The sequence below is a fragment of the Undibacterium umbellatum genome (assembly GCF_014284125.1).
In the GTDB taxonomy this organism is placed as follows: Bacteria; Pseudomonadota; Gammaproteobacteria; order Burkholderiales; family Burkholderiaceae_D; genus Undibacterium; species Undibacterium umbellatum.
Genome location: NZ_JACOFX010000001.1, coordinates 216,079 through 240,078, shown reverse-complemented (window position 1 = coordinate 240,078; position 24,000 = coordinate 216,079). Strand labels below are relative to the sequence as shown.

Below are 24,000 nucleotides of genomic sequence, written 5' to 3'. Positions count from 1 at the left end.
AGACGCGATAATTACTTTTGATTATCTTCAGGCAGAGTCAGGCGACCGGTATGATAATCATAGTTGTATGACTCTCCAAAGCGACCCCATTCGACCACAACTTCGAGTGCCCGTTTTACCTCGTCAGCTTTCAAGAAGTCCTCCTTCAAATATCAGGCGCGTGAACACCAACTATTTTTTGTTGGCCTGCATGCGTGCTTTCAAAATGGCTGCTATTTCTCTTTGCTCTACGTCGATAGCAAAGTCGAGTGCATTTAAACCCAGATCATTTTTTAAGTATGGGTCAGCACCCTCTTCCAGCAGTAAACCGACGATGATATGTTTGCCAGAGCGAGCTGCCATCATCAGAGGGGTAGTTTTATTTGGTGATTCAGCATCAATATAGGCGGAGCTTTCCAATAATAAAGCGACGATATTCTTATCGCCACTTACTGCCGCATAATGCAATGCTGTCCAGCCAACTTGATTGATCTCTGCGCCCCGCTCTACCAGTTTTTTCACGACGGGGAAGTCGCCTAAATAACTGGCCAGCATCAAGATGGTATCGCCATTACTGGCTCTGGCTTCAAGTTTGATGTCCTTGTGATCGAGTAAGACCTGAAAAACTTTCTTCGAGTTTTCACGCAATGCAATCATCAGTAAAGTTTCGCCACGTATAGATTCTGTGGCATTGACACTCAGACCGCGTTTGACCAACTCACTGACTTTGTTTACGTCGTCGAAGCGTACCGCAAAAAACAGGTCATCATGATCATCAGCAAAAGCACAGGCAGAAGAGAGCCACAATAGCAAACAAGCCACGCAACGCAGATTAAATTTCCCAGAAAAGGATGCGGATGACAAGGCTGTTTGCATATCAGGACTCAATGAGCAAATTGAAACAATTGAAAGAAATTTCTGGTCGTAGTTTCCTGCACTTCTTTGACGGAGATACCTTTCAAATCTGCCAGAAATTCACCCACATGACGGACAAAACCGGGTTCATTCATTTTGCCGCGATGCGGGGCTGGTGCTAGGTAAGGCGAATCAGTTTCTATCAAAATACGCTCAAGAGGCAAGGCTTTGGCTACTGCCTGCAAATCTTTGGCGCTCTTGAAGGTCAGGATGCCGGAAAAAGAAATATAAAACCCCAAATCTACTGCTGCTTGCGCAACTTCCAGTGACTCTGTAAAACAATGCATGACGCCAGCAACACCACCCTGAGCTGTGCCTGCGCCCTCTTCCTGCATAATGCGTATGGTATCTTCCGCCGCTGCACGGGTATGAATGATCAAGGGTTTGCGACAAATGCGGGAGGCGCGGATATGCTGCCTGAACCGTTCGCGTTGCCACTCCAGGTCACCCTTCAATCTGAAATAATCAAGACCGGTTTCACCGATGGCAATAATTTTGTCGTGATCGGATAGCCTGACCAATTGCTCTGCTGTTGGCTCTTCTGTTTCTTCGTAGTCAGGATGTACACCTACTGACGCATAAATGTGTGGATACTGTTCAGCCAATGCCAGAACTTGCGGAAAATCAGGCAGATCAACCGAGACGCATAGCGCGTGGGTCACCCCATTTTCCTGCATCTTGCCCAATATCTCTGGCAAACGTTCAGCCAGTTCGGGAAAATTGATATGACAATGGGAATCAACGTACATGCTTGCTACTCTTCAAGTGAATCTGGCGTGTAACCATATCGGCAAACCGGGACTAAAGCCTCATTTTGCTGAAATTAATTGTAATACGGCTTGCGCCGAGACGTTGGCGGTATCGCGCGAGAGGGAATGGTGCATATCGACGAAGCGCTGCTTCAGTCGCTCCTGCAAGGCTTCATCACTCAACTGCTGCCACAATGCATCAGCCATTGCATCTGGCCTGGCTGCTGATTGCAAAAATTCCGGTACCAAAAATTCACGCGCAAGAATATTCGGCAAGCCTATCCAGGGCTGGTAACCCATATGGCGCAATATCTGCCATGAGGCTTCCATCATTTTGTAGGCAATCACCATGGGCTTTTTGAATAAAGCCACTTCCAGCGAGGCTGTACCAGAAGCAACCAGTACCGCATCCGCTGCTGCAATGGCAGTATGCGAACGGCCATCTATCAGCAAAACTGGTACATCATCCAGCCTGGCGTCAACCACCAGTTTGATGTAATAGCTGCGCTGCTTGTCGCCTGCCATGGGCACGACTATCTGCAACTGCGGATCACGCTGGCAAAGGATTTTTGCTGTTTGTATGAATGCTTCAGTATTGTATTTGATCTCGGACATGCGGCTGCCTGGCAAGATCGTCACCACCCTGGCATTTTTATCCAGGCCCAGCTCGTCCCTGGCCGCTGCCATGTCCGTTTCCATGGGAATGACTTGTGCCAGCGGATGACCTACATAGGTCACTGGTATGCCAGCCTTGCGGTATATCTCTTCTTCAAAGGGAAATACTACCAGCATATGAGAAACTGCTTCGGCAATCTTTTTGATGCGACCACCACGCCATGCCCAGATCGATGGGCTGATGTAATGCATGGTAGGAATGCCAGCACGTTTCAACTGGATTTCCAGATCCAGGTTAAAGTCTGGCGCATCGACACCAATGAAAACATCGGGCTTTTCCAGTAGCAACTGTTCACGCAATTGCTTGCGTATACCAGTAATTTCCCGGTAATGCGCCAGCACTTCAAACAGGCCACGGACAGAAAGTTTTTCCATGGGCCAGTCATTGATGAAGCCATGTTCAGCCATGCGTGGGCCACCTATACCGTGCATACGAGCATCAGGCAAAGCCGGGCGCAAGCCGGACAGGAGGCGGTTGGCCAGCATATCGCCGGAGGTCTCTCCGGCTACCATCGCAATGATGGGGCGATTAGCTTGAGTTGTCACAGCAGCTTAACGGACGATGCCGCGTGTTGCAGCATCAAGAAAATGACGCATGGATCGCACGTGAAGAGCCGCATCTGCTTCCAGTTCAGCAATCTGTTGATCTATCACTGCTTTGGCTTCTTCCAGGGTCAAACCGGATTTATAGATCAGCTTATAAGTCTGACGTATGGCTGAAATTTGTTCGCGGCTAAAGCCACGACGCTTCAAACCTTCGACATTAATGCCATGGGCAGCTGCTGGGTTTCCATTCAACATGACGAAGGGTGGCACGTCCTGCAGCAAAGAAGTACCCATGCCGCACATGGCATGCGCACCTATCTTACAGAATTGATGCACATTGGTAAAACCACCCAAAATCACCCAGTCACCGACGTGCACATGACCAGCCAATGCGGCATTATTGGCGAATATGACGTTATTACCGACTTGGCAGTCATGCGCCAGATGCACATAAGCCATGATCCAGTTATCGTTACCCAGACGGGTCACGCCATTATCCTGAACTGTGCCCAGGTTGAAAGTGCAAAATTCACGGATAACGTTGTTGTCGCCAATTTCCAGACGCGTAGGCTCGCCCGCATATTTTTTGTCTTGCGGCGCTGCACCTATGGACGAGAACTGGTAAAAAGTATTGTTGCGGCCTATCGTCGTATATCCCTCAATCACGACATGCGGGCCTATTTTGGTCCCCGCTGCTATCGTTACATTGGGACCGATAATGGAATAGGCACCCACTTCAACTGAGCTATCCAGTTGAGCCTTGGGGTCAATCAGCGCGCTTGGGTGGATGTGCATTATTTAGCTCTCCTTGGCTTCTTCTTTCGTACGCATGGTGCACATCAGTTCACCTTCTACTGCCAATTGGCCATCAACAGTTGCCCTGGCCTTGTATTTCCAGATGCCGCGGGCAACCTTGATGATTTCTACTTCCATCTTCAACTGGTCACCAGGTTCAACTGGACGCTTGAAACGTGCGCCATCAATGCCAAGGAAATACACGATGGTATTTTCATCCGGTTTTTGGCCCATGGTCAGGAATGAGAGTATGGCAGCAGTTTGTGCCATCGCTTCTATCATCAATACGCCAGGCATGACGGGTTTATTCGGGAAATGTCCGTTAAAAAACTCTTCATTCGCCGTGACATTCTTGATGGCGGTAATGGTCTTTCCATTTTCCCAGCTCAGCACACGATCCACCAACAACATCGGGTAACGGTGTGGCAGATATTCTTTGATTTGATTAATGTCCAGGCTATTCATGATCTTTTTCAGTCAGTGTTTTCATTGTTTTTTCGAGGTAACGCATTTTTTCGCGCATACCCGATAAATTGCGTACGATGGCAGCAGTTTTTTCCCAATCAGCATTTTTTGCCAAAGGATAAAAGCCGGTATATTGCCCAGGCTCAAGAATAGAGCGTGACACCATGCTGGCAGAGGAAATATGCACATTGTCGACGATGGTTAAGTGTCCCAAAACCATGGCTGCACCACCAAATGTGCAATATTTGCCTATCTTGGCACTGCCTGCCACCCCTACGCAACCTGCCATGGCAGTATGCGCACCTATGTGGCAGTTATGGCCTATTTGTATCTGATTATCCAGCTTCACGCCTTCTTCTATGATGGTGTCAGCCAGAGCACCGCGGTCTATGCTGGTATTCGCACCAATTTCGACATCGTCACCGATCACCACTCTGCCCGTTTGCGGGATTTTTATCCATTGACCTGTTTCATTGGCAAAGCCAAAACCGTCAGCACCTATGACAGCGCCAGAATGAATGATGCAACGTTGTCCCAGGACGCAGTAGTCATAAATGCTGACATTCGCATGGATCAGGCTATTGTCACCGATCACCACACCACGACCTATCACAGCACCTGGTTTGATGACAACATGCTCACCAATCACCGCTTCAGCATCGATGCTGGCATTTGCGCCTACACTGGCAGTGGATGCAACGACGGCCATCGGATTGACCCAGGCAGCAGGATGCACGCCTGTCACTGCAGGTATGGCATTGAGTGAGGCAAAGTATTGCGCTGCTCGTGCAAAGTAGACATATGGCTGGGGAACTATCAGGCAAATGCCAGCATAGTTTTTTCCAATATGCTCGAAATCAGCCTGCGTCAATATCAAGGCTGCGGCCTGCGTAGCTGCGGCTTGAAGACGTAATTTGGGATTGGATAAAAAAGTAATATGCTGTTCACTGGCTTCACTCAGAGGGGCAATGCCAGTGACAGTAATTTCAGGTGAACCAGTCAATTGACCACCGAAGCGATCGACCAATTCACCTAGCCGAATGCTTGCGGTCATAGGAATTATTTAGAGAGTGCTTTGAGAACTTTGTCAGTAATGTCGATACGGGCACTATGATAGACAGAGTCTTGCAAGACCAGATCAATTTTTTCAACTTCTGCGATTTGCTTGATCACTTTTTGCGCACGCTCTACAAGTGACGCAATCTCTTCATTCTGACGCTGATTCACATCTTCGTTGTAAGATCGTTGCTTGCGTTTAAAGGTTTGGTCCAGCTCAGTGATCTCACGTTGGCGTATAACACGGTCCGCTTCTGACAATAAAGGCGCATCTTTCTCATACTTTTCAGCTGTTGCCTTTAATTTCTTTGCCAAATTTTCCAACTCTTCGCCACGCTTTTGAAATTCAACTTTCAGTTTGGCTTCTGCCGCTTTTGCTGGCACGGATTCTCGCATCACCCTTTGAGAATCAAAGATAGCTATTTTGGTGTCCTGCGCCTGAGCTTGAGCCACGCTGAAAACGCAAGCCGCACAAACCATCAAGCGTTGCAACAATTTGGTCGGGGTAGTATGTTGACTCAAAATAATCTCCGTAACACGTACTAAAACAAAATATAGCCAAGCAAAAACAATTAGAAGCCTGTTCCCATCTGGAACTGGAATGTTTGCTTCTTGTCTTCCGGTTTGGCGTTCAAAGCTTTACCGAAGCTCAATTTCAACGGGCCAACTGGCGATATCCAGCTTATACCTATACCAGCAGAAAAGCGTAAGTCTTTTGGCCTGATTTTTTGTCCTTCGTCAAATACATTGCCACCGTCCACAAAAGTGAACCAGCGCAAGGACTTGTCAGCACCTGGGAAAGGTATTTGCAATTCTACGTTGGCCAGCACTCTGGTCGAACCGCCAAGCGCATCGCCGGCTGGATCCCTGGTACCCAATGAGGAAGGTTCATAACCACGCACTGAGCCTATACCACCAGCATAGAAATTTTTAAACAATGGGAAAGGTTTGCCACCCAAACCATGTCCATAGTCAATTTCACCATTCAATGCCAAAACAACCGAGCGGTATATAGGTTGGAATAATTGTGCATTGTAAATTGCACGATAGTATTTAAAACTACCGAAAGCAGCCAGCTCCAGATTGGCACGCTGATAGCGACCTATCGTTGGTGTCAATACGCTGTCCCGGCTATCCCTCTGCCAGGCAGCAGTCAAAGGATAAGAATTGGTTACGGCTTCACCGATACCATAATTAATGTTATTGATATCTTTGCTGCCATTGCCATAGTCGGCGACATATTGCAAATAGCGCGAAGGACTCAAATAATAAGTTTCAACTTTGGTACGCTCAAAACCGAGACCAAAAAATACAGTATCAACTTCAGAGAATGGCACGCCAAAACGTAAGGCACCACCTGTAGTTTGAATTTTGTAGTCACCACTGCTGCCGATGATAGGGCGAGTCGTGCGCAAATACAATTCAACATTACGGCTCACGCCATCGTCGGTAAAGTAGGGATCGGTATGCGCCACGGCGATGGTACGGTTTTGGCGACTGGTATTAATGTCCAAGCCTATAGTATCACCACTACCAAAAGCATTGGCCTGCTGGATTGAGCCGGTCAGTGTCAATTTTTCTGCACTAGAATAGCCTGCACCAAACATCAGGTTACCAGTAGGTTTTTCTGTCACGGTCAAATTGACATCGACTTGATCAACACTGGTTGGCACTTCAGGCGTTTCTATTGTGACATCTTTAAAATAGCCAAGGCGCTCAACACGATCACGTGAAGTTTTGATTTTTTCACCGTCATACCATGAACTTTCAAACTGACGGAATTCGCGACGGATAACTTCGTCACGTGTACGCGTATTACCTGCCAGATTGATACGACGGACATAGACGCGCTTGCCTGGATCGACAAAAATGGTAAATGCGACTTCCTTCTTTTCTTTATTCAAGACCGGATTGGCATTCACGTTGGCAAAGGCATAACCAAAATTACCCATGCGTTCAGAAATGCGTTTTGTGCTCTCGGTCAGGCGTGCGGCATTGTAGACATTGCCGCTCTTGAGCAATAGCAGTGCTGCTAGTTCCTCTTCGCGCCCCAGAGTATCACCTTCGAGCTTGATATCAGAAACCGTATATTTATCACCTTCGTCCAGATTGATGGTGATGTAGATATCCTTTTTATCCGGGGTGATGGAAATCTGCGTGGACAAGATTTGCATTTCCAGATAACCACGGTTTTGGTAGAAAGAACGCAGAGTTTCTATATCACCAGACAGTTTTTGTTTGGAATACTGATCGGCTTTGGTGTACCAGGTAAACCAGCCTGGTGTCGTCAAAGTCAACAAATCACGAATTTCGCCATCGGAAAAAGCCTTGTTCCCGATAATATTGATTTGCGCGATTTTGGCAACTTCGCCTTCATCGACCGCAAAAGTAACATTCACACGATTACGTTCTATAGGTGTGATCGTGGTGGTAATTTGCATGCCATACAAGCCTTTGGACAAGTATTGGCGTTTTAATTCTTGCTCGGCACGGTCTACAGTCGCCTTATCAAAAATGCGCGACTCACCAACGCCAATATCTTTCAATGCCTTGACCAGGGCATCTTTTTCAAATTCCTTGGTGCCGGTAAATTCCACACCAGCGATGGTTGGGCGTTCTTCCAGCAACACAATCAGGATGCCATCCTGCGCTTCTATCTGAACATCCTTAAAAAAGCCTGTCGCATAGAGGGATTTGATTGCAGTTGTACTTTTTGCATCATCAAATACTTCACCGACTTTGACAGGCAAATAGCTAAATACAGTACCGGCCTCCGTCCGTTGCAAGCCTTCTACTCGTATATCTCTAACGGTGAAGGGCTCAATCGCGAGCGCATTCCCGGTGCAAAGTGCGAGTGCAGCCAGAGATAAAGCACGACGACGAAAATGGGCTAAAGTGAACTGCTCGATATGTAATTTCATTGGGTATAAATTTCTTTCAATACTCTCAATATTGCTATCTGAAATGAGTTTCTGTCATCAAGCCGACTATTATGACATTAGTCTGCCAAAGTATGGTATCAGTCGGACAATGTCATTAAAAAAAGCTATTGCCATCATCATCAATAGCAAAAAAAGTCCAGCTTGCTTCCCCACTTCGATATAACGATCATGCAAAGGTTTCCCTGTCAAAACTTCCAGCGAATAATACAACAAATACCCTCCATCCAAAACCGGTATGGGAAGCAAATTCATAACACCCAGACTGATACTGATGACGGCGATAAAGCTCAGGTAGGTAATCAAGCCGGTCCGTGAAGTCTGCCCAGCATAGTCCGCTATTGTCAAAGGCCCGGTTACATGCTTAAGAGAAGCATTGCCCGTCAGCATTTTGCCTATCATTTTCAGGCTAAAGATGCTGGTATCCCAGGTTTTCTCAACGGATTTCGCGAAGGCCTGCAGGGGATTTGCTTGCACAACCGTCATTTCGAGGGGCGCAACTTGCAACTCTACCCTAAGAGCCCCTACCGTCTTACCATTAGATTCTTGACTGACTGGCGTTACTTCCAATACAAACTTTTCTTGCCGTCTTTGAACCAGTAGCTTCAACGGTTTGCTAGGGTTCGCGTTGACAACTTGTACAAAATCTATCACATCAAGTAAAGGCTTTTGCTCCACTTCAACGATACGGTCACCAACCTGCAAACCAGCAAGAAACGCAGGACTTTCCGGCAAAAAGCCTTTCAAAATAATTTCCCGGCTGCGCGCAAGATTTAGGCCGAGGAAATTAAGAATGTCACTATCAGCGTCTTTACTGTTGAATTGTTTCAAGGGTATTTCAATAGAAACATTCTTCCCGCCCTCTTGCGCAGTGCCATCAATTCGCAGCACTTCGAGCAGGGTGTTACCTTCAGCCAAGCCGGCCTGCATCATTTTCCAGCGAAACTCAGTCCAGCCTTGCACTTGCTGTCCATTGACAGCGGTAATCAAATCCCCGTAACGCAAGCCAGCCTGATACGCAATAGAGGTATCAGGAATAACGCGCAACTTTGCTGCAGGCTCAGGTACACCATGCACAAACAAAATCGTGTAAAGGAATATAGCCAATAAAAAATTGGCGATGGGACCTGCAGACACGATGGCAATACGTTTCCAAACAGATTGCTGACAAAATTCGCGCGGTAGTTCACTGGCGGCAATATTTTCTGCCCCCATTTCCCTGGCATCCAGCATTTTGACGTAGCCACCCAAAGGCAATATGGAAATCGCCCATTCAGTCTGATCTTTACCTAGCCTTTTTGAATAAATGACTTTTCCCATGCCAAGGGAAAAGCGCAACACCTTGACGTTACACCAGCGCGCAACGATATAGTGCCCAAACTCATGGATTGAGACCAGGATGCCCAGGGTCACCAGAAAAGCAAGTGCGTTTTGTAGCCAGATCATAGGCTGAGCATTGCCTCAGCTACACGACGAGACTCAGCATCGCAAGCAAGTATACTTTTCAGATCCGGGGTATCTGATGCCACCACTTTGCACAGCGTGCGCTCAATGATCTGATTGATCATGCGGAACCCTATTCTCTTCTCCAAAAACGCTTGGACAGCAATTTCATTACTTGCGTTCAATATAATTGCTGCAGACTTACCCTCTTTTAAAGCGTCATAGGCCAATTGCAGGCAAGGAAAACGCAGAAAATCTGGTTTAATGAAATTCAGACTGGATACTTTCAATAAATCCAGAGGTGCAACACCAGAGTCTATACGCTCAGGATAAGCCATGCCATAAGCAATAGGTATGCGCATATCAGGGTTGCCCATCTGTGCCAGGACCGAGCCGTCAGTGTAGGACACCATGGAATGAATAACACTCTGTGGATGGATCACGACCTCGATCTGATCAGCCGGAGTAGCAAACAACCAGTGCGCCTCTATAACCTCCAGGCCTTTGTTCATCATTGTCGCTGAATCGACAGAGATTTTGCGTCCCATCACCCAGTTGGGGTGCGCCACTGCCTGGTCGGGCGTAACATCATCAAGGGTGCTTACTTCCCGATTCAAAAATGGGCCACCTGATGCCGTAAGCAATATCTTATGGATGCCATGCTGGCCAGGTTGGCGATTATAGTTACCGGGCAAACACTGAAAGATAGCATTATGCTCGCTATCAATAGGCAACAAAACAGCGCCGCTGTCTTTGACCGCATCAATAAACAATTGGCCTGACATGACCAGTGCTTCTTTATTTGCCAGCAAGACCTTTTTGCCCGCTCTTGCCGCTGCCAATGAAGCAGGCAAGCCAGCCGCACCGACTATGGCTGCCATTACGCTATCACACTCGCTAGCACTGGCGACAGCACACAAAGCTTCAGGACCAAATAATATCTGGATCTGCGACAAAAGCTTTTCTTTGAGCAGTATAGACAGCTCATCAGCGGCCTGCGCAGTGCCGACAACGGCGACCTGAGGCAAAAACTGCGCGCATTGCTCAGCAAGTTTTTTTACCTGAGTATGTGCAGTAAGGGCAAAAACACCATAACGATCAGGGTGACGAGCGACCACATCCAAAGTTGAAACACCGATGGACCCTGTCGCCCCTAATATGCAAAGCTGCTGTTTTTTTTGCATGGAATTTATCGCCACAAGTCTACTAATGCAGCAAGAGGAAGAACGGGAATCAATGCATCGATTCTGTCCAGCACGCCGCCATGTCCTGGCAAGAGATTGCTGCTATCTTTCATTCCAACACGACGCTTCAGGGACGATTCAAACAAGTCCCCTATTACACTGGCAGCCGTGATCAAAGTCATGATCACAACAAAGATCAGCCAGCCTTTTCTGGCGAGCAATTGTGCTGTAAAAGTGTTTTGCAAAGCAGGGACAAAACTGGTCGCTCCAGCCAGAATTAAGACACAAATCCAGCCACCAATTGCCCCCTCCCAGGATTTTCCCGGAGATATGCTAGGCGCAAGCTTGCGCTTGCCAAAGGCTTTGCCGGAGAAATAGGCCGCAATGTCAGCAATCCAGACAATAGCCATGACAGAAAACAGATACATGGGTGATTGCTGCTGAAAGAAAACAGCAATTGCTACAAAGCAGGCAAAAATGCTGATGCCATACAAGGCGCTCAATATGCCACTGGAAAAATTATGCGCTTCTGGCAATCCCCGGGCTAAAGTCGGGACCAGTCTGAGTGCCCAGAAGGCAGTGCTCAGCGCGAACAGCAGCAGATAGGAAAAATCCTTTAAATGAAACAAACAATATGCCAGCAAGCCCGTCCAAAGTACCGCCATGACAATGGGAGCAGGTTTTTTGAACAGGCGCTGGCACTCCCACATTGCGGCAGCAAAAAATGCCAGGGCCAGCGCAGAAAAGGCATAAAAATTTGCCGAATACAGGACTGGCAGCAAGATCGCCAATAGAACCAGGGCAGTCAGTACACGGGTTTTCAGCATTACTTGCTTTCTTGTGTGGAAGTTTGTTCGGTCACTTGCGCACTGGTCCTGCCAAAACGACGCTCGCGGTTTTGGTAAGATTGTATGGATATATCCAGTGCCTCAGCATCGAAATCTGGCCAAAAGGTATCAGTAAAATAGAATTCACTGTACGCAAGTTGCCATAGCAGGAAGTTGGAAATACGTGTTTCCCCACCAGTACGGATAAACAAATCAGGCTCCGGCGCATATGCCATGGACAGATAAGCAGCAAGCTGCTCTTCCGTCACTTCCTGCTCTGCTTGGCCCGCAATAAGACGATCTTTTTGCAAGCGGTTCATGGCTTGAATAATGTCCCAGCGTCCGCCATAATTGGCGCAAATAGTCACAGTAAGCCCTTGATTATTTGCTGTTTTTTCCTCAGCAGCAATAATCATTTTCTGCAAGTGCGCATCAAAGCGAGTGAGGTCGCCAACCACTTTCAAACGTATATTATTGGCGTGCATCTTGGCCACTTCTTTTTCAAGAGCGGTGACAAACAAGCGCATCAATAGTGACACTTCTTCAGCGGGCCGGCGCCAGTTTTCCGAGCTGAAGGCAAACAAGGTCAGGTATGAAACGCCGCGCTTGGCACAGGCTTCGACCATACCTCTGACAGCCTCCACGCCCTTGACATGACCAGCGACACGCGGCAAAAAGCGCTTGGTTGCCCAGCGCCCGTTGCCGTCCATAATAATTGCGATATGTTTAGGAATTGCGCCAACTGCCGGAATTTCCTTGGTAGAACTTGTATGGGTCATGTAAATCCAGAATGTGTTGATACGCGGGCGACGACTTAAACTGTCAACACTTCTTTTTCTTTGTCTGCCAGCAACTTGTCCACTTCTGCAACAAACTTGTCTGTCAGTTTCTGGATGTCATCTTGCGCACGACGCTCATCATCTTCCGAGCATTCTTTTTCTTTGAGCAACTTCTTCAAGGATTCATTGGAATCACGACGAATATTGCGTATTGCGATCTTGGCGCTCTCGCCTTCAGTCTTGACCAGCTTGACCATTTCCTTACGACGCTCTTCAGTCAATGGCGGAGTTGGCACACGGATCAGCTCACCCTGGGATGAAGGATTCAAACCCAGATCAGCATCGCGGATTGCTTTTTCAATCGCGCCCAGCATTTTCTTTTCCCAAGGCTGCACACCAATCGTGCGAGCATCGATCAAAGTAACGTTGGCAACTTGGGTAATGTGGGTAGGTGTTCCGTAGTAATCAACCTGGACATGATCCAGAATGCCGGTATGGGCACGACCGGTACGTACTTTAGACAAATCAGCCTTCAAAGTCTCAATAGACTTTTGCATACGCTGGTCAGAACTTTTCTTAATCTCTGCTACGCTCATAGCGCTCTCCTGTACATCTGGGCACGAGCGACGGATCTTGCCGCGCTCCTTGCCGAATTAATATGAAACAATCCGAAGTGCAGGATTATACGTGCACTAAGGTGCCTTCGTCTGCCCCCAGAATGACATTCTTCAATGCCCCCGGTTTGATGATGGAAAATACCTTGATAGGCAGCTTCTGATCACGACAAAGCGCAAAGGCAGTTGCATCCATGACTTGCAGGTGACGTGCAATGGCTTCATCAAATGAAATCGTCGTATAGCGAGTGGCCGTGGCATCCTTTTTAGGATCAGCGGTATAGACACCGTCGACCTTGGTCGCTTTCAGGACGATTTCAGCGCCGATTTCCGAACCGCGCAAAGCTGCTGCAGTGTCGGTAGTAAAGAAGGGATTGCCAGTTCCTGCAGCAAAAACAATGACCTTGCCCTCTTCAAGGTATTGCAAGGCTTTTGGGCGCACATAAGGCTCAACAACCTGATCAATCGCGATCGCTGACATGACGCGCGAAGTCAAGCCGACCTGACGCATTGCATCTGACAATGCCAGGGCATTCATGACGGTGGCCAGCATCCCCATGTAGTCAGCAGTAGCTCTGTCCATACCCTGCGCACCAGGTGCGACGCCACGGAAAATATTACCGCCGCCAATGACGATGGCTAACTCGACACCCATCCTCGATACTTCAGCCACATCGGCCACCATGCGCTCAATAGTCGCACGGTTAATGCCAAACGGATCATCGCCCATCAGGGCTTCGCCAGAGAGCTTCAAGAGCACACGCTTGTAAGCAGGTTTTGTCATGATAGGACTCCTTCTGGTAGTTTAAATAGTTTAAAAGAAATGCGTACTGGATGAAACAGCCTGGATAAGACTCTTCAATAACCATTTGATTTGTAAACTAGCCCAGTCAGCCAATACACAAAGCAAATGGAGCACCGTGCGTTCATATTTACACCTGAATACGCAAATTTGATGCTCAGACACAAATACTTACAATCGCTGGGTTTAAAAAAACGGGCCTTTCGGCCCGTTTTTTTATTTCGCCAATTACGCTTGTTTTGCTGCAGCCACTTGCGCTGCCACTTCCGCTGCGAAGTCATCTTGCTTCTTCTCAATGCCTTCACCAACAACGAACATGGTGAATGCTTTGACAGTTGTATTAACAGATTTCAACATCTGCTCAACTGTTTGCTTGTCATTCTTGACAAATGTTTGATTCAGCAAAGAAACTTCCTTCAGGAATTTCTGTACGGAACCTTCAACCATTTTTTCAACGATCTCTGCTGGCTTGCCAGATTCTGCTGCTTTCAGAGCTGCTACAGAGCGCTCTTTTTCGATCAGATCAGCAGGCACTTGGTCAGAAGACAAAGATACTGGCTTCATCGCAGCAATATGCATCGCTACGTCTTTACCAACTTGCTCATCCGCGCCATCGAATTCAACAACCACGCCTATCCGTGTGCCGTGCAGGTAAGAAACCAGTTTGGCAGTTGTATCAAAGCGGACAAAACGACGGAAAGACATGTTTTCGCCGATTTTACCAACCAGTGCTGCGCGCACTTCTTCAACTGTTTTGCCATCCAGAGGCAATGCACCCAAAGCTGCGATGTCAGCAGGGTTGTGCTCAGCGATCAGTTTTGCACAAGTATTTGCCAGCGCCAGGAAATCATCATTCTTGGTCACGAAGTCTGTTTCGCAGTTAACTTCGATCAGGGAGCCAACATTACCAGCTATGTGAGATGCGACAACGCCTTCTGCAGTAATACGGGAAGATGCTTTGGAAGCTTTGCTACCCAGTTTTACACGCAGAATTTCTTCCGCACGGTCCATATCGCCTTCTGCTTCTGTCAGCGCTTTTTTGCATTCCATCATTGGCGCATCTGTTTTTGCGCGCAGTGCACCTACCAAAGCTGCTGTAATCGCTGCCATGTCATTCTCCTAGTTCAAGGGTGTTTAAAAAAACACCGATATCAAATTTTGTTTAAAAAAAAGGGCGAACGACTGTTGCCCCATTTTTTTGTTTCAAGCTGCCACAGGCAGCTTGAAACCATGTGCCAGAACAGGCAATTAAGCTTGTTCTACTTCTACAAACTCATCAGAACCTGGCTTAACAGCTTCCAAAACTTCGTTCACTGCGTTTGCACGGCCTTCCAGGATGGAATCGGCAACACCGCGAGCGTACAAAGCGATTGCTTTGGAGGAGTCATCATTACCAGGGATGATGTATGCAACACCTTCTGGGGAGTGGTTAGTATCAACCACGCCGATAACCGGGATACCCAGTTTCGCTGCTTCAGTGATCGCACCTTTATGGTAGCCAACGTCGACTACGAAAATTGCGTCAGGAATGCCGCCCATATCCTTGATACCGCCGATGGACTTTTGCAGCTTGATCATTTCGCGCTGGAACATCAGGGCTTCTTTTTTGGACAGCTTTTCAACAGAACCGTCTTCGATGGACGCTTCCATGTCTTTCAGACGCTTGATGGATGTTTTAACTGTTTTAAAGTTAGTCAACATACCGCCCAACCAACGTTGATCAACGAAAGGCATGCCAGCACGCTGTGCTTCTGCTGCGATGATGTCACGGGATTGACGCTTAGTACCAACCAGCAACACTGTGCCGCGATTGGAAGACAATTGACGGATGTACTTCATCGCGTCCTGGTACATTGCCAGGGTTTTTTCCAGGTTGACGATATGAATCTTGTTGCGATGGCCGAAGATATACGGTGCCATTTTTGGATTCCAAAAACGAGTTTGGTGACCAAAGTGCACACCGGCTTCCAGCATTTCACGCATTGTTACAGACATAATAACTCCAGGGTTAGGTCTTGAATCCAGCCAGTGATCTGAACAGCCTAATGCTTAATGGATTAAGCGCTGCAAGACACCCTTTTCGACCGGATTCGATTGATAAAATATAAATTAGCAAGTACCGCATTTCTATACATCTACAAGCTAACCATCTATTCTACTATGAAAATAGTACTTTCCTCAAGTGATTCGTTGATGAGCATAATGCTGGGAGCAATACGGCGCTGCCTTTCATGGACTATAATTCCGGTTCTGCAACACTTTCGCAATTTTACACAGCCCAAGACCGTAATTGGCAAGCGAACCTGGCGACGCCTGGCAAAATGTCAGGTGAAAGTCATCTACTCGCTACGCAATACGCAAGTCTTGGCAAACGACAAGAAAACGTATGGAAGCTATCACTATAAAGACGCCGGAAGATATCGCCGGCATGCGCATCGCTGGCAAACTGGCTTCGGAAGTCCTTGATTACATCACGCCTTTTGTCAAGATTGGTGTAACGACTGGTGAGATTGACCGCTTGTGCCATGAATTTATGACAAATGTGCAAGGTACCATTCCTGCCCCCCTGAACTACTGCCCGCCAGGCTATACCCCTTACCCAAAAGCCATTTGCACATCGGTCAACGATGTTATTTGCCATGGAATACCTGGCGACAAGGTCTTAAAAGATGGCGACTCGGTTAATCTGGATATTACTGTCATCAAAAATGGTTACCACGGCGACACTAGCCGCATGTTTTTGCTGGGCGAGCCATCCATCTTGTCCAAGCGACTGAATGCCATCACTTATGAATGCATGTGGCTGGGCATAGATAAAATCAAACCAGGCGCCCATCTGGGTGATATCGGCCATGTCATACAACAACATGCTGAAAGAGCTGGCTACAGCATAGTCCGCGAATTTTGTGGTCATGGCATAGGCAAGATTTTCCACGAAGCGCCACAAGTCATGCATTACGGCAAGCCGGGCACTATGGAAAAACTGTTACCGGGCATGATTTTTACGGTAGAACCCATGGTCAACGCTGGTCGCCGTGATATCAAGGAAATGCCGGATGGCTGGACCATCAAGACCAAGGATCGCAGTCTGTCAGCCCAGTGGGAGCATACAGTTCTGGTTACTGAAACCGGTTATGAAGTGCTGACCTTGTCGGCAGGCTACCCACCCATCCCAGACTTCATCAAACTCGCTTAAATTCGATTAAGGCCTGGCCACATGCAGACATCGGCACTCTCTTTCAAGGAAGAGCTGAAATCAGCGCAACTGATCGTCATTAATGCGTTCAAGGAAAATCATAAGGCAGAACAACTGCTGCATGACTTGTGTCGCAATGTCGATCAGCAGCTTAGCAAGATCTGGCGTTATTTTGATTTTCCGAAAGAGGCAGCGCTGGTTGCCGTCGGCGGCTATGGCCGTGGCGAGTTGTTTCCCTATTCCGATGTCGATGTACTGATTTTGCTGCAGCAAAGGCCAGACGCCGCCTTTCGCGACAAACTGGAAAGGCTGGTACAACTCTTTTGGGACATAGGCCTGGATATAGGCCATAGCATACGCACCATTGATGAATGCATGCAGGAATCTGCGGCAGACATAACTGTACAAACCAGCCTGCTTGAAGCACGACTGGTCACTGGCAGCCGCAAATTATTCAAGGAAATGCAGCAGCAGTATGCGGAAGCCATGCAGCCGCAAAAATTTTTCCAGGAAAAACTCCTGGAACTGCAACAGCGCCACGTCAAATACGAAGACACGCCCTACAGTCTGGAGCCAAACTGCAAGGAAAGCCCAGGCGGACTGAGAGACTTGCAAGTCATACTCTGGGTCGCCAAGGCAGCAAATCTTGGTAATTCCTGGCGCGAACTGGCAGAGCGTGGCCTGATCACTGATGCTGAGGCACGTCAGTTGAAACGCAACGAACGCGCCTTCAAAGACATACGCATACGACTGCATATCCATGCAGGCCGCCGTGAAGATCGCCTGATTTTCGATATACAAACGCCGATAGCAGAAACCTTTGGTTTCAAGACCACAGAATCCAGACGCGCCAGCGAGTACCTGATGCAGCGCTATTACTGGGCTGCCAAGGCTGTTACGCAACTTAATACTGTGCTATTGCAAAATATCGAAGCAGTCTTGTTTCCTCAGCCTTCGGTACCAAGACCCATCGATGAGCATTTCAATGAGGTGAATGGCTTCATTGATATCGCCAGAGATGATACCTTTGACGCAAATCCATCGACCATACTGGAAATTTTTCTAGTCATGGCCAGGCACACCGAGCTTAAAGGCATGACGGCCAGGACCCTGCGTGCCCTGTGGCATGCGCGGTTATTGATTGATGCTGAATTCCGCCATGACATCTTCAATCGTTCACTATTTCTGCAGATCCTGCAATCACCACAAGGCATCACTCATGCCTTGAGACGCATGAATCAGATGAGCATACTGGGCCGCTATCTGCCGAATTTCCGTCGCATCATTGGCCAGATGCAACATGATCTGTTTCATGCATACACGGTAGACCAGCACATCCTCATGGTAGTGCGCAATTTGCGCCGTTTTACCATGCCTGAGCATGCGCATGAATATCCCTTCTGCAGCCAGTTGATGGCCAACTTCAATCAACCCTGGGTTTTGTATATCGCGGCTTTATTCCACGATATCGCCAAGGGGCGTGGTGGCGATCATTCGCTGCTAGGCATGACCGATGCAAAAAAATTCTGCTACGACCACGGTCTTAGCAAAGCCAATACCGAGCTGATCATCTTTCTGGTGGAGAAACACCTTACGATGTCGCATGTGGCACAAAAACAGGATTTGTCGGATCCTGACGTCGTGCAAAATTTTGCCAATGTGGTTAAGGATGAACGCCATCTGACCGCCCTGTATTTGCTGACTGTATCAGATATTCGTGGCACCAGCCCCAAGGTCTGGAATGCCTGGAAAGGCAAGTTACTGGAAGACTTGTACCGCATGACCCTGCGGGTACTGGGTGGCGAAACGCCCAGCAAGGACAGGGAGCTGAAGAATCGTCAGGAAGACGCGCTGAAAGCCTTGCGCCTGTATGGTCTGGCACCTGACGCGCATGAAAAATTCTGGCAGCAGCTTGATGTTGCCTATTTCCTGCGACACGATGCTTCCGATATCGCCTGGCAAACACGCGCTCTGCATGACCGCATAGACAGCCAGATACCCGTAGTGAAATGTCGTCTGTCACCTATAGGCGAAGGCCTGCAGATTACTGTCTATGTCAAAGATCAGCCAGACTTGTTTGCACGCATCTGCAATTATTTTGACAGCAAAAATTTCGGCATTCTCGATGCAAAAATTCATACCAGTAAAAATGGTTATGCTCTCGATACCTTCCTGGTGATAGAACCGGCTTTTGCCAAAAATTATCGTGACATCATTAATTTGATCGAGCACGAATTGATTGAAATTCTGACGCGTCAAACCCCTTTATCTCCACCAAATCCCGGGCGCTTGTCACGCATGTCACGCACCTTCCCTATCGTGCCGACAGTAGATTTACGGCCTGATGACCGGGGGCAGTATTATTTATTGTCCATCTCTGCGAATGATAGAAATGGCTTGCTATATGCTGTTGCAAATATTCTGACCAAGTATAAAATCAATTTGCATACCGCAAAGATCATGACCCTGGGCGAAAGGGTCGAAGACGTTTTCATTGTTGATGGCCAGGCTCTGCAAGGTGCCCGCAGCCAGATACAGTTTGAAACTGATTTGCTGGATGCGCTAAGAATTTAAACCCGGCATTTTTAATGTCTTAACCGATTAATCCCTACCCTTGCCTGCTTCTCACAATGCCACAGGCAAGACCACTCTAAAAGCATCATGACTGAACTTGTACGACTCTCCAAACGCATGTCCGAACTTGGCCTTTGCTCTCGCCGCGAGGCCGACGAATGGATAGCGCGCGGCTGGGTAAGAGTTGACGGCAATATCATCTCCGAACTAGGCAGCAAGGTATTGCCCCATCAAAAAGTGACCGTGGAAAGGCAGGCTGCTGCAGAGCAATCGAAGCGCGTCACAGTCCTCATCAACAAACCTGTCGGTTTCGTCAGTGGCCAGGCTGAAGATGGTTACACACCTGCAATCGCCCTGATCAAGCCAGAAAACCGCTGGCCGGAAGATGAAGTCGACACCCAGTTCCACCCTACTCAGTTACGCAGCCTTGTGCCTGCTGGTCGCCTCGATATTGATTCAGTCGGCTTGCTGGTGCTAACCCAGGATGGTCGTATTGCTAAACATCTGATAGGTGAAACCACGGTCGTGGAGAAGGAATATCTGGTGCGCGTGCAATACAGCAAACCAGGACGTTTGCCAGATGCTGAATTGCGCCGCTTGAATCATGGACTGTCACTGGATGGAAAAAAACTCTTGCCTGCCAAAGTCACCTGGCAAAATGAAGATCAGTTGAATTTTATTCTGCGGGAAGGTAAGAAGCGCCAGATCAGGCGTATGTGTGAAATGGTAGGCTTGCGAGTCATAGGCCTCAAGCGTGTACGCATAGGTAAGATCAAGCTGGGCAAATTGCCTGAGGGGCAATGGCGTTATCTGCGCGAAGACGAGCAGTTTTAATTTTCAACTTACAAAATAAAGGGGGCAAGAATCTAAATTCTTACCCCCTTTTTCCTGCAATAAATGACTCAATCATCGTCGTTAGGATCAAGTTCAGGAAACAAGACTTCAGTAAAACCAAATTGCGTCAGATCGCGTATGCGCATTGGATACAAGATGCCATTCAGATGATCGCATTCATGTTGCACAACACGGGCGTGGAAGCCATCTACATCGCGTGAGATTCGCGTACCGAACTGATCATAGCCTTCATAACGTAGAGCACTCCAGCGTGGCACCAGGCCGCGCATACCAGGAACAGACAAACACCCTTCCCATGCGTCATCAGTCTCTTCAGATAAAGGTGTCAATACCGGATTGATGAGCACAGTCTCTGGCACGACAGGGGCATCAGGATAGCGTGGGTTATTCTTGAAACCGAAAATCACCAGTTGCAGGTTCACACCGATCTGCGGTGCCGCCAGACCTGCGCCATTGGCTGCAATCATGGTCTCGAACATATCCTTGATGAGCTCATGCAATTCTAGCGTATCAAACGCAGTCACTTGCTCCGCAACTCTCAATAGCCGGGCATCGCCCATTTTCAAGATAGGATGAATCATGGTGCACCAGATGTTTAATGAATGTAATGAATGATTTATATATAAATACGGCCAGGTGCTGTCTGGCCGTATTTTGTATTACTTACTTCAAGGACTGCAGATATTCGGAGAATTCCGCGCTGGTTTCCTTGTGTTTCAAACCCAGAGCAACGCTGGCCTTCAGATAACCGAGTTTTGAGCCGCAATCATAGCGGGTCGCATTGGGACGGAAGGCATACACCGGGAAATCCTTGAGCATGGCAGCAATGCCGTCAGTCAATTGGATTTCACCGCCAGAACCTTTACCCAAGGTTTCCAGATAAGAGAAAATACGTCCAGACAAAATATAGCGACCAACTACCGCCAGAGTCGATGGGGCAACATCAGGCATAGGTTTTTCAACGATGCCCTGCACTCTCTCCAAAGTATCAGTGTATGGCGTACCGCTGACAATGCCGTATTGACGGGTAAATTCACGCGGTACATTTTGCACAGCAATGATACTGCCACCCTCAGCCTCATACTGACGCGCCATCTGTGCCATGACAGAAGGCTGACCAGCATCCGCGTCCATCAAATCATCCGCCAACAAAACAGCAAACGGATCATCACCAATGACAGGGCGGGCGCACAAAACCGCATGCCCCAAACCAAGAGCTGCAGTCTGGCGTATGTATATGCAATTAATGTTCTTAGGGATCACATTTCTAACCAGATCCAGCAAGGCTTCCTTCCCTGCCGCTTCGAGTTCGCTTTCCAGTTCATAGGCTTTATCAAAATGATCTTCAATCGCACGCTTATTTCTACCTGTGATGAATACCATTTCAGTAATTCCCGCCTCTACCGCTTCTTCCACCGCATATTGTATGAGCGGCTTATCAACGATAGGCAACATCTCTTTTGGTTGTGCCTTGGTTGCTGGCAAGAAGCGGCTACCCAAGCCTGCCACTGGAAATACGGCTTTTTTAATTTTTCTCATTTCAGCTCCCGGAACAAAGTTGAAGCAATTCTGCTTCTGTCAAAATATTGATACCCAATTCTTGCGCTTTTACCAGCTTACTGCCTGCATCATCACCAGCGACCAGATAACTGGTTTTCTTGGAGACAGATCCCGAGACTTTGCCACCAGCTTTTTCTATAATCTCTGTAGCCTGATCACGACTCAGTGTTGGCAGCGTACCTGTTAGTACCAGCGTCTTGCCTGCCAGGACTTGCTCACCTTTTTCTTGCACCTCAATCGCTGGCCAGTGTATGCCAGATGCCAGCAGTTGCTCTACCAGCTCCACATTGAGTGGATCTGAGAAGAAGCGCAAGATGGACTTTGCAACGACTGGCCCAACATCTGATACTTCCAGCAACTGCTCTTCAGTTGCCTTCATCAATGTATCTGTCTTACCGAAATGCGCGGCCAGATCTTTTGCCGTTGATTCACCCACATGGCGTATCCCCAGAGCATAGATAAAGCGAGGAAAACTGGTCAGCTTGGATGTTTCCAGCGCACTCAATACATTTTGCGCAGACTTCTCTGCCATACGGTCAAGCTCAACCAGTGCGCGCAGACCAAGCTTATACAAATCTGCTGCGGTTGTAACGACATTCTTGTCGACCAACTGATCAATGAGCTGCTCTCCTACACCATCAATATTCATTGCCTTACGTGAAGCAAAGTGGGATAAGCCACCTTTACGCTGTGCAGTACATTTTATCCAGCCACCGCTGCAACGAGCAATTGCTTCATCTTCCGGCTTTTGTATGGGTGAGCCACAAATCGGGCATTCCACAGGCATGACAAACTGGCGTGAGTCTTTCGGACGTTTTTCCAGTATGCTGGCGACAACCTCAGGTATCACATCACCTGCGCGACGCACAGAAACCGTGTCACCTATCCGTATATCCTTGCGCTGAATTTCTTCTTCATTGTGCAGAGTAGCGTTGGTCACGGTAACACCGCCAACAAAGACAGGCGCCAATCTGGCTACAGGCGTAATCGCACCTGTTCTGCCGACTTGCACTTCTATATCCAGCACGGTAGTCAGCGCTTCTTGCGCGGGGAATTTGTGAGCGATTGCAAAACGTGGCGCGCGTGATACAAAACCAAGCGACTGCTGACTGGCAAAATCATTGACTTTATAGACCACGCCATCAATTTCATAATCCAGATTGTCGCGTCTGGTTTGAATCGCCTTGTAAAATTCCAGCAAACCAGAAGCACCACTGACCAGAGCGTTTTCTTCGCAAACAGGAATGCCTGCCTGCTTATACCAATCCAGCAAGGCGCGATGAGAAGGTGGCATACTCATGCCTTCCAGCAAACCTATGCCATAGGCAAAAAAACGCAAAGTGCGTTTAGCAGTAATCTTTGAATCAAGCTGACGCAAGCTGCCAGCAGCAGCATTGCGTGGATTTGCGAATTCCTTGGCGCCAGCATCTCGCTGGCGTTGATTGAGTTTTTCAAAATCGCGCTTGAACATCAATACTTCGCCACGCACATCCAGTATCTTTGGCGGATTATCTACCCTCAAGCGCAAGGGGATGCTGCGTATGGTGCGAATATTTTCGGTGACATCTTCGCCGGTAAAGCCATCACCACGCGTTGCTGCCTGTGTAAAGACGCCATCGACGTAGCGCAGATTGATGGCCAGTCCATCAAACTTCAAATCTATCGCATAGACAATTTCATTTTGAATATCCAGCCCCTCACGGGCACGGCGGTCAAAATTGATGACATCATCGTCTTCAAAGCCGTTATTCAACGATAGCATAGGCACAGCATGTTGCACCTGGCCAAATTCTGGCAAAGGTGCCCCGCCCACCCTGTTAGTAGGTGAATCGACGGTTTTTAATTCAGGATGAGTCTCTTCCAGCCGCTGAAGCTCTGAAAACAATCTGTCATATTCAGCATCGGGTACGCTGGGGTTATCCAGTACATAATAGGCGTGTGCGTGCTTGTTCAACTCTGCGCGCAGGTTTTCTGCCTGCGTCATCAATGTTGAAGTGTCTGCCGCCTTGGCGGCAGCATCCAAAAGATCATTCTGCATGTCTACAAT

The 24,000-nt window shown here is 48.1% G+C and carries 23 protein-coding genes; 3 read left to right on the top strand and 20 right to left on the bottom strand.

The features are described from left to right. Nucleotides 1–11: 11 nt before the first annotated feature. The 17 genes from H8L47_RS30015 to rpsB form a co-directional block, all read right to left on the bottom strand. On the bottom strand, nt 12–134 hold the full coding sequence (locus H8L47_RS30015) for a hypothetical protein (RefSeq protein ID WP_268978035.1): 123 nt from the start codon (nt 132–134) through the stop codon (nt 12–14). A 37-nt stretch (nt 135–171) separates the two neighbouring features. Continuing rightward, nucleotides 172–855, bottom strand: coding sequence for an ankyrin repeat domain-containing protein (locus H8L47_RS01135; RefSeq protein ID WP_186951401.1), 684 nt, complete (start codon nt 853–855; stop codon nt 172–174). Between the two features lie 8 nt (nt 856–863). After that, nucleotides 864–1,643: a TatD family hydrolase gene (locus H8L47_RS01130; protein ID WP_186951400.1), complete on the bottom strand. Its 780-nt coding sequence runs from the start codon at nt 1,641–1,643 to the stop codon at nt 864–866. 60 nt (nt 1,644–1,703) lie between these two features. After that, a complete protein-coding gene (lpxB, locus tag H8L47_RS01125; RefSeq protein ID WP_329605348.1) occupies nt 1,704–2,864 on the bottom strand; it encodes a lipid-A-disaccharide synthase in 1,161 nt (386 codons plus the stop codon). Between the two features lie 6 nt (nt 2,865–2,870). Continuing rightward, the gene (gene lpxA, locus H8L47_RS01120; RefSeq protein ID WP_222616358.1) at nt 2,871–3,659 is read right to left on the bottom strand and encodes an acyl-ACP--UDP-N-acetylglucosamine O-acyltransferase; all 789 of its coding nucleotides are present in this window, start codon (nt 3,657–3,659) and stop codon (nt 2,871–2,873) included. A 3-nt stretch (nt 3,660–3,662) separates the two neighbouring features. Next, nucleotides 3,663–4,124, bottom strand: coding sequence for a 3-hydroxyacyl-ACP dehydratase FabZ (fabZ, locus tag H8L47_RS01115; RefSeq protein WP_186951399.1), 462 nt, complete (start codon nt 4,122–4,124; stop codon nt 3,663–3,665). Beyond that, nucleotides 4,117–5,178, bottom strand: coding sequence for a UDP-3-O-(3-hydroxymyristoyl)glucosamine N-acyltransferase (gene lpxD / locus H8L47_RS01110; protein WP_186951398.1), 1,062 nt, complete (start codon nt 5,176–5,178; stop codon nt 4,117–4,119). Before lpxD ends, fabZ begins: the two co-directional genes overlap by 8 nt. A 5-nt stretch (nt 5,179–5,183) precedes the next feature. Then, nucleotides 5,184–5,702, bottom strand: a complete 519-nt coding sequence (locus H8L47_RS01105) for an OmpH family outer membrane protein (RefSeq protein WP_408057678.1) — start codon at nt 5,700–5,702, stop codon at nt 5,184–5,186. Nucleotides 5,703–5,752: 50 nt separating this feature from the next. Beyond that, entirely contained in the window at nt 5,753–8,101 is a 2,349-nt protein-coding gene (gene bamA / locus H8L47_RS01100) for an outer membrane protein assembly factor BamA (protein ID WP_186951397.1), read from the bottom strand. A 69-nt stretch (nt 8,102–8,170) separates the two neighbouring features. Continuing rightward, nucleotides 8,171–9,565 (bottom strand): RIP metalloprotease RseP, encoded by a 1,395-nt coding sequence (rseP, locus tag H8L47_RS01095; protein ID WP_186951396.1) that lies wholly within the window; start codon nt 9,563–9,565, stop codon nt 8,171–8,173. Further along, nucleotides 9,562–10,746 (bottom strand): 1-deoxy-D-xylulose-5-phosphate reductoisomerase, encoded by a 1,185-nt coding sequence (ispC, locus tag H8L47_RS01090; protein WP_186951395.1) that lies wholly within the window; start codon nt 10,744–10,746, stop codon nt 9,562–9,564. Before ispC ends, rseP begins: the two co-directional genes overlap by 4 nt. 5 nt (nt 10,747–10,751) lie before the next feature. After that, nucleotides 10,752–11,573: a phosphatidate cytidylyltransferase gene (locus H8L47_RS01085; RefSeq protein WP_186951394.1), complete on the bottom strand. Its 822-nt coding sequence runs from the start codon at nt 11,571–11,573 to the stop codon at nt 10,752–10,754. Continuing rightward, nucleotides 11,573–12,352, bottom strand: coding sequence for an isoprenyl transferase (locus tag H8L47_RS01080; RefSeq protein ID WP_186951393.1), 780 nt, complete (start codon nt 12,350–12,352; stop codon nt 11,573–11,575). Before H8L47_RS01080 ends, H8L47_RS01085 begins: the two co-directional genes overlap by 1 nt. 35 nt (nt 12,353–12,387) lie before the next feature. Beyond that, nucleotides 12,388–12,948, bottom strand: coding sequence for a ribosome recycling factor (frr, locus tag H8L47_RS01075; protein WP_186951392.1), 561 nt, complete (start codon nt 12,946–12,948; stop codon nt 12,388–12,390). An 85-nt stretch (nt 12,949–13,033) separates the two neighbouring features. Further along, entirely contained in the window at nt 13,034–13,750 is a 717-nt protein-coding gene (gene pyrH / locus H8L47_RS01070; protein WP_162041352.1) for a UMP kinase, read from the bottom strand. 246 nt (nt 13,751–13,996) lie between these two features. After that, nucleotides 13,997–14,878, bottom strand: coding sequence for a translation elongation factor Ts (tsf, locus tag H8L47_RS01065; RefSeq protein ID WP_186951391.1), 882 nt, complete (start codon nt 14,876–14,878; stop codon nt 13,997–13,999). 138 nt (nt 14,879–15,016) lie between these two features. Continuing rightward, a complete protein-coding gene (gene rpsB / locus H8L47_RS01060; protein ID WP_186951390.1) occupies nt 15,017–15,763 on the bottom strand; it encodes a 30S ribosomal protein S2 in 747 nt (248 codons plus the stop codon). Between the two features lie 391 nt (nt 15,764–16,154). Between rpsB and map the strand changes: the two genes are divergently transcribed. The 3 genes from map (at nt 16,155) to H8L47_RS01045 (ending at nt 20,372) form a co-directional block, all read left to right on the top strand. Next, entirely contained in the window at nt 16,155–16,964 is an 810-nt protein-coding gene (map, locus tag H8L47_RS01055) for a type I methionyl aminopeptidase (RefSeq protein WP_186951389.1), read from the top strand. Between the two features lie 21 nt (nt 16,965–16,985). Beyond that, a complete protein-coding gene (locus H8L47_RS01050) occupies nt 16,986–19,538 on the top strand; it encodes a [protein-PII] uridylyltransferase (protein WP_186951388.1) in 2,553 nt (850 codons plus the stop codon). An 87-nt stretch (nt 19,539–19,625) separates the two neighbouring features. Further along, a complete protein-coding gene (locus H8L47_RS01045; protein ID WP_186951387.1) occupies nt 19,626–20,372 on the top strand; it encodes a pseudouridine synthase in 747 nt (248 codons plus the stop codon). A gap of 68 nt (nt 20,373–20,440) precedes the next feature. On the opposite strand, the gene def is transcribed toward H8L47_RS01045, so the two are convergent. The 3 genes from def to ligA all read right to left on the bottom strand — a co-directional run bounded on the left by def (nt 20,441) and on the right by ligA (nt 23,991). Beyond that, complete coding sequence (gene def / locus H8L47_RS01040) at nt 20,441–20,974, bottom strand: peptide deformylase (RefSeq protein WP_186951386.1); 534 nt, start codon at nt 20,972–20,974, stop codon at nt 20,441–20,443. Between the two features lie 82 nt (nt 20,975–21,056). Further along, the gene (galU, locus tag H8L47_RS01035) at nt 21,057–21,932 is read right to left on the bottom strand and encodes a UTP--glucose-1-phosphate uridylyltransferase GalU (protein ID WP_186951385.1); all 876 of its coding nucleotides are present in this window, start codon (nt 21,930–21,932) and stop codon (nt 21,057–21,059) included. Between the two features lies 1 nt (nt 21,933). Next, on the bottom strand, nt 21,934–23,991 hold the full coding sequence (gene ligA / locus H8L47_RS01030) for an NAD-dependent DNA ligase LigA (protein WP_186951384.1): 2,058 nt from the start codon (nt 23,989–23,991) through the stop codon (nt 21,934–21,936). Between the last annotated feature and the right edge of the window lie 9 nt (nt 23,992–24,000).

Excerpts from the sequence above, each read along its gene's own strand:
- galU (WP_186951385.1), bottom strand. The coding sequence starts at position 21,932 with ATGAGAAAAATTAAAAAAGCCGTATTTCCAGTGGCAGGCTTGGGTAGC.
- H8L47_RS01050 (WP_186951388.1), top strand. The coding sequence starts at position 16,986 with ATGCAGACATCGGCACTCTCTTTCAAGGAAGAGCTGAAATCAGCGCAA.
- tsf (WP_186951391.1), bottom strand. The coding sequence starts at position 14,878 with ATGGCAGCGATTACAGCAGCTTTGGTAGGTGCACTGCGCGCAAAAACA.
- H8L47_RS01080 (WP_186951393.1), bottom strand. The coding sequence starts at position 12,352 with ATGACCCATACAAGTTCTACCAAGGAAATTCCGGCAGTTGGCGCAATT.
- H8L47_RS01130 (WP_186951400.1), bottom strand. The coding sequence starts at position 1,643 with ATGTACGTTGATTCCCATTGTCATATCAATTTTCCCGAACTGGCTGAA.
- H8L47_RS01085 (WP_186951394.1), bottom strand. The coding sequence starts at position 11,573 with ATGCTGAAAACCCGTGTACTGACTGCCCTGGTTCTATTGGCGATCTTG.
- H8L47_RS01045 (WP_186951387.1), top strand. The coding sequence starts at position 19,626 with ATGACTGAACTTGTACGACTCTCCAAACGCATGTCCGAACTTGGCCTT.
- frr (WP_186951392.1), bottom strand. The coding sequence starts at position 12,948 with ATGAGCGTAGCAGAGATTAAGAAAAGTTCTGACCAGCGTATGCAAAAG.
- lpxA (WP_222616358.1), bottom strand. The coding sequence starts at position 3,659 with ATGCACATCCACCCAAGCGCGCTGATTGACCCCAAGGCTCAACTGGAT.
- H8L47_RS01135 (WP_186951401.1), bottom strand. The coding sequence starts at position 855 with ATGCAAACAGCCTTGTCATCCGCATCCTTTTCTGGGAAATTTAATCTG.
- pyrH (WP_162041352.1), bottom strand. The coding sequence starts at position 13,750 with ATGACAAAACCTGCTTACAAGCGTGTGCTCTTGAAGCTCTCTGGCGAA.
- bamA (WP_186951397.1), bottom strand. The coding sequence starts at position 8,101 with ATGAAATTACATATCGAGCAGTTCACTTTAGCCCATTTTCGTCGTCGT.
- rseP (WP_186951396.1), bottom strand. The coding sequence starts at position 9,565 with ATGATCTGGCTACAAAACGCACTTGCTTTTCTGGTGACCCTGGGCATC.
- lpxD (WP_186951398.1), bottom strand. The coding sequence starts at position 5,178 with ATGACCGCAAGCATTCGGCTAGGTGAATTGGTCGATCGCTTCGGTGGT.
- ligA (WP_186951384.1), bottom strand. The coding sequence starts at position 23,991 with ATGCAGAATGATCTTTTGGATGCTGCCGCCAAGGCGGCAGACACTTCA.
- fabZ (WP_186951399.1), bottom strand. The coding sequence starts at position 4,124 with ATGAATAGCCTGGACATTAATCAAATCAAAGAATATCTGCCACACCGT.
- ispC (WP_186951395.1), bottom strand. The coding sequence starts at position 10,746 with ATGCAAAAAAAACAGCAGCTTTGCATATTAGGGGCGACAGGGTCCATC.
- rpsB (WP_186951390.1), bottom strand. The coding sequence starts at position 15,763 with ATGTCTGTAACAATGCGTGAAATGCTGGAAGCCGGTGTGCACTTTGGT.
- map (WP_186951389.1), top strand. The coding sequence starts at position 16,155 with ATGGAAGCTATCACTATAAAGACGCCGGAAGATATCGCCGGCATGCGC.
- def (WP_186951386.1), bottom strand. The coding sequence starts at position 20,974 with ATGATTCATCCTATCTTGAAAATGGGCGATGCCCGGCTATTGAGAGTT.